The organism is Aquimarina sp. ERC-38 (genome assembly GCF_026222555.1).
In the GTDB taxonomy this organism is placed as follows: Bacteria; Bacteroidota; Bacteroidia; order Flavobacteriales; family Flavobacteriaceae; genus Aquimarina.
The window spans coordinates 3,509,905-3,522,373 of sequence record NZ_CP098511.1; the positions used below are offsets into that span (position 1 = coordinate 3,509,905).

At 36.3% G+C, this 12,469-nt stretch carries 8 protein-coding genes; 3 read left to right on the forward strand and 5 right to left on the reverse strand.

The window, feature by feature from the left end:
• Positions 1-20 precede the first annotated feature (20 nt).
• On the reverse strand, positions 21-1,415 hold the full coding sequence (locus NBT05_RS14695) for a CmpA/NrtA family ABC transporter substrate-binding protein (protein ID WP_265770625.1): 1,395 nt from the start codon (positions 1,413-1,415) through the stop codon (positions 21-23).
• 238 nt (positions 1,416-1,653) lie between these two features.
• Complete coding sequence (locus NBT05_RS14700) at positions 1,654-2,367, reverse strand: Crp/Fnr family transcriptional regulator (protein WP_265770626.1); 714 nt, start codon at positions 2,365-2,367, stop codon at positions 1,654-1,656.
• A gap of 344 nt (positions 2,368-2,711) precedes the next feature.
• Here NBT05_RS14700 and NBT05_RS14705 point away from each other — a divergent pair, with 344 nt between their 5' ends.
• A complete protein-coding gene (locus NBT05_RS14705) occupies positions 2,712-3,692 on the forward strand; it encodes an IS30 family transposase (protein WP_265770627.1) in 981 nt (326 codons plus the stop codon).
• Between the two features lie 49 nt (positions 3,693-3,741).
• Here the strand turns inward: NBT05_RS14705 and aroC are convergent, their stop codons facing one another.
• The 3 genes from aroC to NBT05_RS14720 form a co-directional block, all read right to left on the reverse strand.
• Positions 3,742-4,812 (reverse strand): chorismate synthase, encoded by a 1,071-nt coding sequence (gene aroC, locus NBT05_RS14710; RefSeq protein WP_265770629.1) that lies wholly within the window; start codon positions 4,810-4,812, stop codon positions 3,742-3,744.
• 568 nt (positions 4,813-5,380) lie between these two features.
• Positions 5,381-7,285, reverse strand: a complete 1,905-nt coding sequence (gnd, locus tag NBT05_RS14715) for a decarboxylating NADP(+)-dependent phosphogluconate dehydrogenase (protein ID WP_265770630.1) — start codon at positions 7,283-7,285, stop codon at positions 5,381-5,383.
• A gap of 295 nt (positions 7,286-7,580) precedes the next feature.
• Complete coding sequence (locus NBT05_RS14720) at positions 7,581-10,508, reverse strand: FAD-binding and (Fe-S)-binding domain-containing protein (RefSeq protein ID WP_265770631.1); 2,928 nt, start codon at positions 10,506-10,508, stop codon at positions 7,581-7,583.
• Positions 10,509-10,608: 100 nt separating this feature from the next.
• Between NBT05_RS14720 and NBT05_RS14725 the strand changes: the two genes are divergently transcribed.
• A complete protein-coding gene (locus NBT05_RS14725) occupies positions 10,609-11,091 on the forward strand; it encodes a hypothetical protein (RefSeq protein ID WP_265770632.1) in 483 nt (160 codons plus the stop codon).
• A gap of 310 nt (positions 11,092-11,401) precedes the next feature.
• Entirely contained in the window at positions 11,402-12,466 is a 1,065-nt protein-coding gene (locus tag NBT05_RS14730; RefSeq protein WP_265770633.1) for an AAA family ATPase, read from the forward strand.
• Positions 12,467-12,469 lie beyond the last annotated feature (3 nt).

The following is a 12,469-nucleotide window of genomic DNA, read 5'->3' on the forward strand; positions in this document are numbered from 1 at the left end:
TTTAAGAGTATACTTATCAATTAATTGGCTTGATCTTTATTACCTATAGTGAAACTATTGATGTATCCGATCGGATCTTTTGCATCAAAGGCATTACCATCAATAAAATCTGTGGTTTTAGGTTTGTACCCATCCGTATCCGGAATATCGGTTGCAGGTATATGTCCTTCTTCTACAAGAAGATTTGCTGCTTTTTTCCAGATATCAGGTCGGTAAATGTCTTTAATTGTACTTTCATACCATCCTGCTGGTTTTGATTCCGGAATTTGTCCCCATCTTCTCATTTGGGTCAAAAACCAGATTCCGTCAGAATAGAATGGGTATGTAGCGTTGTATTTATAAAATACATTAAAGTCAGGCATTTCTCTTTTGTCTCCCTTTTCGAATTCAAAAGTTCCGGTCATAGAATTTGCTAATACCTCTTCAGGTGCTCCTACATATTGAGACATGGATAAAATCTTTACGGCTTCTGCTCTATTTTCAGGCTGATCTAACCATTTTCCGGCACGAATTAAGGCTTTAGTTACTGCTACTGCTGTATTCGGATTCTCATCGATAAATTTTTGAGTCATTACAAATACTTTTTCCGGATTGTTTTTCCAGATATCGTAATTAGTTACTACTGGTACTCCAATACCTTTGAAAACAGCTTGTTGATTCCATGGCTCTCCTACACAGTATCCGTAAATAGTTCCGGATTCTAAAGTAGCTGGCATTTGTGGTGGTGGGGTTACGGATAATAAAACTTCCGCATCAATTTGTCCCTGTACGTTATCTGCTGTGTACATTCCCGGGTGAATTCCGGCTGCTGCTAACCAATAACGTATTTCGTAATTATGTGTGGAAACCGGAAATACCATTCCCATTTTAAAAGGTTTTCCTGAATTTTTATACTCGGTAATTACAGGTTTTAAAGCATCCGCTTTAATCGGATGTTCAGGTTTTCCATCAGCTCCTTTGGGAACATTAGGTTTCATTTTTGACCAGACATCGTTACTTACCGTTATACCGTTACCGTTAAGGTCCATAGAAAAAGGAGTTACCAGTTTAGCTTGTCTACCAAATCCAGCCCCTGCCGCGATTGGTTGACCGGCAAGCATATGCGAACCGTCTAACTGACCGTCAATAACCCGGTCAAGTACATTTTTCCAGTTGGATTGTGCTTCTACGGAAACAAATAAACCTTCATCTTCAAAAAACCCTTTTTCTTTTGCAATAGCTAAAGGAGCCATATCGGTTAGCTTAATAAACCCAAAAGTCAATTGAGGTTTTTCGATATCCAGTGTATTCTTACCGGAATCTGTTTCGGTTTCAGTGGTCGCAGTCTCGGTTTTTTTGGTTTCTTTTCCTCCACATGCTATAAGAAGTGCTGATAAACATGTTAGAAAGAATGTTTTAGTTGGTGAGAATTTCATAATCTTACGTTTTAGTATTTACTACGTATTAATACTTAATTTTAAACAAATATACACGCACTGCTCTAAATGCTATGTGCGTTCAAACAGGAGTAAACCTTTTTTTATTACATCTTTATACCTGCGTTTTGACAGGTATTTTAGATAATAATAACATAATCAAGTAATTAAAATTTAAGAAAAAGCACAGGGTAATACGTAGTAGTACGTATATTGATAAAATAAGTAATGAATTTACTTATCCTAAGTAGAAATTATGTTCGTCAATTTCCCTTTGTAGAGCTTGTGTCGAATGAAGACCGATACGTTTTCCTTTGGTAAAAATTAGCGTTTCTTTTTTAAGGGAAGATAAAATGCGTATTACCTGTTCTTCGGTAGTACCGGCATAATCCGCATATTCTCTACGACTTAATATTACAGATATATATCCGTTAGTCTGACCAAATTTTCGGTTGACATATAATAAGGTATCTATAACCCGTTCTCTAACCGTCATTTGAGATAAGGACTTTACTTTTACTTCGCTTTTATTTAATTCGTTGGCATAAAAAAGCATTAAGGCGTAGGTAAATGAAGGTTCCAGACGTAGTACTTCCTGAAGGCTTTCTTTAGAAAAATAGCAAAGCTTACAATCTTCCAGGGCTGTAGCACTTATTGGGTAAGATTCTTCTGTCCCGAACCCCCGGTGCCCTATGATCTCACCTTCACTAGCAAACCGAACGATTTGCTCTTTACCCATTAATCCGGTACGAGAGACTTTTACCTTACCACTAAGTAAAAAGAAAAGCCCGGTTACGGAGGCGCCTTCCATAATAAATTGTTGTCCTTTTTTACACCTGATTTCTCTACGCTCTTCGGTAAAACGTAAAACGATTTTAGAGTTTAGATTTTTATTAATAAGACAATTTTTATTATTACATGAAACACACGCATTACGCGAAGTAACTGTCATATTTTCTAATGCGGAGTGGGTATGCAAAATAATTGTTTGTATTTTTAAATGGGTTTCTTTTAAGTAAATTTGAAAAACTACATTTTTATGATACTACTTAAAACCACATACTAAAATACGTATTAATACGTAATCTGGTAATTCTTACGTGCTTTTTGGTAAATATTCAGAAATAACAGGTAAACTTTTTATGATTATCAAATTATGGTTGCTTAGATTCAACACATAAATGCAACAGTTTATCTGTTGATAAAAAGCCCCCACCATAGTTTTAGCCCTAGGGCTAAAACTATGGTGGGGGCGGCGAAAAATCTCATACCTTTGGGTTGGAAAACTTAAAGAATATGGAACATTTAACGCTGGAGGAAAGGTACAAAATATCAGCGCTTTTAGAACTTAAAACCCCTAAAAAGGAAATAGCAGAACAGTTGGGTCGGGATCGCTCTACTATATATAGGGAAGTAGGACGCAATGCTGATCACCGAAGTGGGAAGTACAATGCTGAGCTAGCCCAAAGAAAAGCCCAAAAACGCCATAAGGATAAAACAAAGCATAAGGTTTTTACCCCTTCCATGGAGAAGCTTGTTTGTGATGGGCTTCAAGACCACCTTAGCCCGGAACAGATCAAAGGAAGGGCTATGCTAGAGGGGACCCCTTGTGTATCGCATGAACGTATTTACCAGTTTATATGGCAGGATAAGAAAGCAGGCGGGAGAACATACCTTTGTTTGCGTAATAAGGGAAGGAAGTACCAGAAAAGAGGCGGTAAGCAAGCAGGTAGGGGGTGCATCCCTAATAGAAGGGACATAACAGAACGCCCCCGGGTAGTAGACAAAAAAGAAAGGATAGGTGACCTTGAGATTGACCTGGTGATAGGTAAAGACCATAGAGGTGCCCTTGTCACTATAAACGATAGGGCTACAGGGATGCTAAGGATGGGACATATAGAAAACAAATCAGCCCGGGAAGTCCAGGTGAAAACGGAAGAACTACTGGAAGATTGGAAGCCCTTTATTAAAACTATTACCAGTGACAACGGGAAGGAGTTTGCAAACCATCAGGAAATAGCAGAGGAGCTTGACATTGATTTCTACTTTGCAAAACCCTACCATAGCTGGCAAAGGGGTGCCAATGAAAACCTCAACGGGCTGATAAGGCAGTATTTCCCAAAAGGTAGTAGCTTTGCAGAGATAACTAAGGAAGCGGTAGAGAAAGTAGAAAACATTTTAAACAATAGGCCTAGGAAAAGGTTCGGGTATAAAACACCCAATGAGGTATACGCAACTTTTATCAACAAAACGCAAACTGTTGCATTTATAACTTGAATGTAGGTTGTGATATTAAAGAGTTGTAAACAATTCAAATAAACGTAGATTAAATTTCGCTTTTTATCGTTCGGTTCAACAACCAATAATCTAAGATAACCATTGCTGCCATGGCTTCTACAATGGGTACGGCTCTGGGTACCACACAGGGATCATGTCGCCCTTTTCCTTGCATAATGACCGTTTTACCATCTTTATTAATAGTTTCCTGATCTTGCATAATCGTAGCTACCGGCTTAAAAGCTACTTTAAAATAAATATCCATCCCGTTAGAGATCCCTCCCTGAATTCCGCCGGAAAGGTTGGTTTGAGTAGTACCATCATTGTTAAACAAATCATTATGCTGACTTCCTTTTAACTTTGCGCCTTCAAAACCGCTACCGTATTCAAAGCCTTTTACCGCGTTGATGGAGAGCATTGCTTTTCCTAATTCTGCATGTAATTTATCAAAAACAGGTTCGCCCAGACCAATGGGCACTCCGCTAATCACACAACTTACGGTACCACCCACCGTATCGCCTTCTTTTCGAATTTGCTTAATGTAATCTTCCATGGTTTTTGCCATTTGAGGATCAGGACAGCGTACCGGATTTTTTTCTGCTTCAGCAAAATCTAAATTCTGGTAGTTATTATTTAGTTCAATGTCTCCTACGCTACTTACATAAGCATTAAAGGATATAGAATTCAATACTTGTTTGGCGATAGCTCCGGCCACTACCCTACTTGCAGTTTCTCTTGCAGAAGAACGACCTCCTCCCCGATAATCACGAACTCCGTATTTCTGATCATAGGTGTAATCGGCATGTGAAGGCCGGTACGAATTTTTGATATGCGAATAATCCTTTGATTTTTGGTTGGCGTTTTTAATTACAAACCCAATAGGAGTTCCGGTAGTTACGTTTTCAAAAATACCTGAATAAAATTCAACGGTATCCGGTTCTTTACGTTGGGTTACAATGGCAGACTGACCTGGTTTTCTTCGATCTAATTCAGCTTGAATGACATTCATATCCAGGGTAACACCCGATGGACATCCGTCAATAACGCCACCAATAGCGGGACCATGAGATTCTCCGAATGTTGTTACTTTAAATAAGGTACCAAAGGTATTTCCTGCCATGTCAAAATTTTCGACAAATGTACTTGTTAATCTTTAAATAAAAAATTAGTAAAGGTGGTATGGGTTTAATTTTACGATAATGTGAGGAAGCAGGAAGCAAGATACGGAAGGCATGACCCTAATAGTGTAAAATTAATTATCGCGAAATAAAAGAAATCAGGAGCCAGGATACAGGAAACAAGATTTTCAATATTATAATAATTAGTCTTGATTCTTGATTCTAGAAGTGATAGCGACCTGCCCGTCCGCAGGCGGGTCTTGATTCTTTACCGGACACTATTAGTTTTAAATTAAGTTTTTAAGTCTAGCAACATCTAACTTCTGTTTTATTTAGGGAAAAAAGCGTCAATTCGAGTATTTTTTCGTAATAAAATGAAGAAAAAATGTATCGAGAATAGCTTTTTTGACTAAAATCCTTATTCTCCATAGTTCTGCTGAACTGGTTGAAGTAAACTTCTTCCTTTCGTCGAAGCACTCGAACCAACGAATTTACAACTATTATTATTCAAATGCACCGCAGATTAACATTTGGTTTATCTAAACTAGCGATAAATAGAAGTACATAGCTTTATTCTTCCCAATCCGTATGAAAAAACTTTTCTAAAGGTTGATCATTACGTTGATAGGTATGCGCGCCAAAAAAGTCCCGTTGTGCCTGTATCATATTTGCCGAAGCCAAGGCTGAAGTATAAGTCAATAGGTAATTTAAACCTGCTGATAATACTGGAACCGGACATCCTAAACTTAAGGCTTCTGAAACGGTTTTTTGTAAGGAACCCTTAGTTGAAATTACTCGGGTTACTATGTCTGGAAAGCGAAGAATAGTTTTTTGTTCTTCTCTCTTAAATAACTCGCTAATTTCCTGCATTAATTCACTTTTAATAATACAACCATTGGTCCATATTCGAGCGATTTCGGACAAATTTAACTGCCACTGATATTCTTCGGAAGCTTTGCAAATCAGATCAAAACCAATGGAATGATTGATAATGCTTCCTAAATGATACGCTTCTTCCAGGTCTTGTATAAAAGCATCACGATCCCCTTGAAAAGTGCTATTCTTTAATTGATATGCAGCAGCGGCTTCTACCCGTTCGCCTTTCATTCCGGAAAGATTTCGAGCCATGACTGACTCTGAAATGGTAGATACCGGCATTCCTAAATCTAAGGCCGCTACGGTAGACCAACCCCCGGTACCTTTCTGTCCGGCCTTATCCAATATTTTATCTATCAAATAACCTTCCCCTTCTTTTTTCTGTAAAATTTTAGCTGAAATGTCTAGTAAAAAACTACTTTTTCCGTTGCTTGCCCATTTGCTAAAAACCTCACTAATTTCCGGAGGGGTAAGCGTTATATAAAATCGAAGCAGGTAATAGATTTCAGCTATAAGTTGCATCTCTCCATATTCAATACCGTTATGCACCATTTTAATAAAATGCCCGGAACCTTCAGGTCCTACAAAGGTACAGCAAGGTTTTTCGTTTCTATCTTTTGCTGAAATGGCTTCCAAGAATTTTCCACTAACGTTATAAGCTTTTTCAGAACCTCCCGGCATGATAGAAGGACCTTTTAACGCACCTTCCTGTCCTCCCGAAATTCCTGCTCCTATAAATTCAATCTGATGTTCTTTCAAAAATTGACTACGGGCAATACTTTTCTGATAATGTGAATTCCCCCCGTCAATAATACAATCTCCCAGATCCAGATGAGGAAGCAAAGCTTTAATTACTAAATCCACCGGTTTTCCCGCATTTACCATAAGCATAATGCTTCTTGGTTTTTGCAAAGATTGTATAAAAGGTACTAGTTGATCAAATCCCTTAACTTTGGTTTGGTCTGCTAAACTTTCAACAAACAATTTTGCCACATCTACTTCTACCTCAGCAACCTGGCGGTTATAAACGGATACTGAAAAACCTTTGGATAACATATTTTGGGCAAGGCTTGATCCCATAACGCCTAATCCTATTAAACCTAATTGTGATTGTGTTGTTTGTATTTTCATTAAAACCTTATTTACTACTTCCTCTACGGATGAATTAATATGAACTCTTAAAATATCTTTAGATAGCTCTAAAGTATCAAACTGTGATTGTAAAAGAGCAGGATCAAAAAAATGTCCTGTTCTTTGAGAAATTCGTTCTTTTATAGCAACGTAAGTACCGTCTAATAATATAAAAATAGGAAGTACTACGCTTTTTGAAGCTAATAATTCACGATATGATATCTTTAAAGCAGAACAAGCTAAAACCGCCCCGTTTGCTTGTGACCATTTTTTAATTTCTAAAGCTAATTTTTCTAACCAGGGCCAACGGTCTTCATCTGTAAGCGAAATTCCATTTTTTAATTTATATATATTTTCTTTAGAATGAAAATCATCAGCATCATAAAAAGGTAAGGCTAGTCTTTCGGCTACTTTTTTACCAATAGAAGTTTTTCCGCTACCTGATACTCCAAAAATTATATAGACCATTACCTGAAAGAAACTAGAATTTAAAAATACTTATGTCTCACAAACCTACAAATACTAACGCTAATAGGAAATTTGTAGTTTATTTTTATCACAAGACCCAGAATGAACTGAAGCATAGCTAAATTTCATAGTATAACATCTCGATAAACGCTCGTTCCTCGCGAACTTAATGTGACGATTTAATTTTTATAAAGTTTTTTAAATAGCATTGGTAAGTCAAGTGGTTTTTATATTTAAGAATGGAAAACAAATTGTATGGAGACTTTTATGAATAACAGTTTTTAGTGATCTATTACTATAATAATGCTTCTTTAAAAATACTAATAGGATGCAAGGCCTTTCTACCCGTTCCATCATAGATTTGATGTCGGCAACTGGTACCTGGGGCTGCAATATTGATTTCTTCGGAAGCTTTTCTTATGGTTGGAAATAAGGTTTGCTCCCCTATTTCCATACTAATGTCATAGTGTTCTTTTTCGTACCCAAAGGAACCTGCCATCCCACAACACCCTGAGGGAATTATAGTTACTTCATAGTTAGTGGGTAAGTTGAGATAAGAAAAAGTGGCATGTACGGTAGATAAAGCTTTCTGATGGCAATGTCCGTGTATTTCTATGCGTTTTATGGCGGTGGTACATTGCGAAGCAGTAATATTTCCTTTTTCAATTTCAGTTTTTAAGAATTCATCGAGTAAAAATACCTTTTTAGCTAAAGATGTTGCTTTTTTAACATCCGGATATAAGCGTAAATATTCATCCCTAAAGGTTAAAATAGCCGAAGGTTCTATTCCCAATAAAGGTATTTCTTCAGAAAGTAATTCGGAAAAGATATCTACATTTTTAATGGCTAGCTTTTTTGCTTGTTCCAAAAGTCCTTTTGAAATAAATGCCCTTCCGCTTTCAGCATGGTTGGTAATTTTAACTTTGTAACCCAGTTTAGTTAAAACTATAATGGTATCTATCCCAATCTCGCTATCCAGTTGATCGGTAAATTCATCTATAAATAAATATACGGTTTGTAACGGATTTATGGGTCGTAATTTTTCCAGGTTTTTAGCACACCAGCTTCTAAGAGAGACAGAGCTTAACTCTGGTAATGATCGTTTTTCTGCGATACCTAAGCTTTTTTTTAACAGATTGGAAGTAAATGAGTTTTTAAAAACAAAATTGGTAATCCCTTTTACTTTTCTTCCGGTAGTATTCAGGTTATGGTTGTAAGCAAAAAGTTTGGTTCGTAAAGAAACTCCATTTTCTTTTTGGTATTGATATTCAAATTCCGCTTTCATAGCAGCTATATCTACATTTGAAGGACATTCACTGGAACAACCTTTACAACTGATACAAAGGTCAAAAGCTTCCTTTAATTCGGTATGGTTAAATTTGTTCTGCTGCTCTGAATTGGTTAAGAATTCCCTTAATACATTAGCCCGTCCCCGGGTAGTATCTTTTTCGTTTTTAGTGGCACGGTAACTGGGACACATAGTTCCGCCTGCCTCGATGGACTTCCGGCAATCTCCGCTCCCATTACATTTTTCAATTGCCCTTAATAAACCCAAAGAATCCGAAAAATTTAATAGCGTATGTACTTCAGGTTCTATACGATCCGGTTGGTACCGCAAGTTTTGATCCATAGGCAAGGGATCGATGATTTTACCGGGGTTAAAAATATTTTGCGGATCAAAAGCAGTTTTGATTGCACGCATGACTTCATAATTTTTTTCACCTAACATCAACGGAATAAAACCGGAGCGTACGATACCATCTCCATGTTCGCCACTCATCGCCCCTTGATATTTTTTAACCAGGTGTGCTACATCCGTAGTGATTTTTTTAAAGAGTACAACTTCTTCTTCTTTTTTTAAATTAAGAATGGGTCGTAAATGGATTTCGCCTGCTCCGGCATGGGCATAATACACCGCTTCCTGATCATATTTTATCATTAGGGTACTAAATTCTTCAATATACTCGGCAAGATCTGAAAGTGCCACGGCGGTGTCTTCAATACAAGCGACTGCTTTTTTATCACCGATCATATTACCTAGCAAACCTAAACCTGCTTTACGTAATTCAAAAGCACTACGGATCTGATCGCCTTTTAAAACCGGTTGGGCATATGAATTTGTATTTTCTTCTAAAGTTTTGATCAATTGCACAAGTTGAGTTTCCAAATCTGCAATGGAATCAGATCGAATTTCTAAGAGTAAAATTGCCTTTGGGTCTCCCGCTACAAAAAATCGGTTTTGTAGGTGTTCGCTATTATTTTTAGTACAATCCAGGATCACCTTATCCATCATTTCGCAAGTGAATAAAGTATGTTGCATTATTGGGACAACTGCTTGCATACATTCCTGAATTGTATGGAAGTGTGCCGCAACCATATAAGCTTCCTTAGGTGGAAGATTATCCAGTTGTAAGGTGATTTCAGTAGTAAAGGCTAAAGTACCTTCACTTCCGGACAGTAGGTTACAGAGGTTCAATGATGTTTGGTTATCCGTAAAAACTTCTGTATTTACTAAACTATCTAAGGCATATCCGGTATTTCTACGGTGAATTTCTGGTTTTGGAAAATTCTTATCAATTTCTTCCCGAATTTTAGGCGAAGAAAGCTTAGTAAAAAGGGTTTTGTAAATATTTCCTTCTAAAGAGACATCTTTTGCTTTCTGAAGTAAGTCCTCTTTAGTAATATCTTTAAAAGTTACCGTCGATCCATCTGAAAGCATGGCTTCCATAGCCTTTACTTTATCCCTGGTAACCCCATATTGAATAGAAGTTGTTCCGCTACTATTATTACCTACCATGCCGCCAATCATACAACGGTTAGACGTAGAGGTATTAGGTCCGAAAAAAAGACCGTAAGGTTCTAAATACCGGTTCAAGTCATCCCGAATTACTCCCGGCTGAACGCGAACTGTTTTGTTTTTGACGTTAAGACCGATAATTTGAGTCCAATATTTTGAAACATCCACTACCATCCCTTCTCCTACACATTGACCTGCCAGCGAAGTTCCTGCAGTTCTGGGAATCAGCCCGATATTTTGTTTGACGGCAAAGCGAATTAGTTTCTGTAAATCCTTTTTATTTTTAGGAAAGGCTACTGCTATTGGAATCTTCCGGTATACCGAAGCATCCGTAGCATATATCTTGAGGTGTAAGTCATCCCAATACAGTTCTCCTTCTATAACTTTCTCTAATTCTTCCAGATAGGTATGTATCACTATAGACATCTCTCAAAGGTACTTACTTTCTTAACAAAATTTTACCTGACTTGTATATACTTTTTTAAGTTTTTGTATGTTTACGCTCCTAAATAAATGTAGTAATTCTATGAAATCCTTATTTTTTATCGGTTGTTTACTAAGTGTTGGTTTTCTGTCTTTACAAGCACAGGATATTTCTAAAAATGCGATCGGATTGCGTTTAGGTGACGATGATGGTTTTGGTGCGGAAGTCTCTTATCAAAGAGGATTAGGTAACGCACAACGTCTGGAATTTGATTTGGGTTGGAGGGCAAATAACAACTTTGATGCCGTTAAACTTGCCGGAATATACCAATGGGTGTGGAATATTGATAAAGGGTTCAATTGGTATGCTGGTCCTGGAGCTGGTTTTGTATTTATAGATTTTGAAGATCCTTCCGGACGGGATGATAGCGAAACTTTTATATTTATCGCCGGTGATATCGGAGTGGAATACAACTTTGAATTTCCATTACTTATTTCCCTAGACTTTCGACCTGAAATCGGTTTTGGTAATAATGATGATGACCTAAGTTTTGATATTGGTTTAGGGGTTCGGTATCAGTTTTAGGTAGTGAGCTGATCACATCAATTTAGAAATTTGAATTGAGATAATAAATAATGGTTTTCTGGTTATTAGAAAATCGTTAAACCTTATTTAATGAAGTTATATTAAAAGATACCAAGAAACTACTTGCTTTTAAAAATAGTATTGCATTCCCTAATATTTAAACCCTACACTTATATATCATAATAAAGGGAACTACACAAGTGGTATTGAAAAGACATAGTTGTTTATGACTATGTAAAGTTATTAACTACAATTTGAAAGTTCAAATCCAATTTTATATCATTAAATTTGAAAAAAGAATCAATATAAAATGGACTATATAGAGATATTAGGATACAAGTCTATTAAATTTGAAAAAATTGAATTAAATCCAATTAATATATTAATTGGCGCAAATGGTAGTGGAAAGAGTAATTTTATCTCGTTTTTTGACTTTCTTAATAAGTTATATGATAGAAAATTGAATGACTATATTGCGTTATCCGGTGGTAATGACAAGATTCTTCACAAAGGTCAAAAAAATACTGATAGCATTTCTTTTAAAATCGAATTTGATGATGGTAACAATGGTTATGCATCTACTTTGGTTTCTGGTGTTAATCAATTTATATTTACTTCAGAAAGATTAATTTTTAAAGGAGATCCAGGAAGAGACATAAGTCGTTCAGATAGTGAAGCTCGTTTAAAAATTACGGATAATTATCGAGCTCCATATATACAAAATTACTTAAAAGGATTAAGGAAATATCATTTTCATGATACAAGTAAAAAATCGGCTTTTACTAAGTTAAGTCATTTGGAAAATGATATTTATTTTTTATATAACGATGGTGCAAATCTTTCTGCTTTCCTGTATGAAATAAGAAATACAAATAAAATTATATATAATCGAATTGTAAAAATTATTCAATCAATAGCTCCTTATTTTTCAGACTTTTTCTTTGAACCTAATAGTGAGAATTATGTTCGACTTCAGTGGATGGACAGATACAGTGATGTATTATTCGGAGCAACTGACTTGTCGGATGGAACAATAAGGTTTATTGCACTGACAGTACTCTTTATGCAACCAGATTTGCCAGATACAATAATCATCGACGAACCTGAATTAGGGTTACATCCTTCCGCAATAGCAAAACTTGCAGGAATGATTAAATCTGTTTCGATAAAAGGATGTCAAGTAATTATTGCAACTCAATCCACAGATTTAATAAGTCATTTTCTTCCTGAGGATATTATTACAGTCGACCAAATCAATGGTGAATCTGTATTTAAAAGGTTAAATAATAATGAACTTAATCAATGGTTAGAAGACTATACCATTGATGATTTATGGAAACGTAATATTATAACATCAGGTCAACCAAACTTTTAGGTT

Coding starts and splice junctions, on each gene's coding strand:
- NBT05_RS14700 (WP_265770626.1), bottom strand. CDS start 2,367: ATGACAGTTACTTCGCGTAATGCGTGTGTTTCATGTAATAATAAAAAT.
- aroC (WP_265770629.1), bottom strand. CDS start 4,812: ATGGCAGGAAATACCTTTGGTACCTTATTTAAAGTAACAACATTCGGA.
- NBT05_RS14705 (WP_265770627.1), top strand. CDS start 2,712: ATGGAACATTTAACGCTGGAGGAAAGGTACAAAATATCAGCGCTTTTA.
- NBT05_RS14725 (WP_265770632.1), top strand. CDS start 10,609: ATGAAATCCTTATTTTTTATCGGTTGTTTACTAAGTGTTGGTTTTCTG.
- NBT05_RS14695 (WP_265770625.1), bottom strand. CDS start 1,415: ATGAAATTCTCACCAACTAAAACATTCTTTCTAACATGTTTATCAGCA.
- gnd (WP_265770630.1), bottom strand. CDS start 7,285: ATGGTCTATATAATTTTTGGAGTATCAGGTAGCGGAAAAACTTCTATT.
- NBT05_RS14730 (WP_265770633.1), top strand. CDS start 11,402: ATGGACTATATAGAGATATTAGGATACAAGTCTATTAAATTTGAAAAA.
- NBT05_RS14720 (WP_265770631.1), bottom strand. CDS start 10,508: ATGTCTATAGTGATACATACCTATCTGGAAGAATTAGAGAAAGTTATA.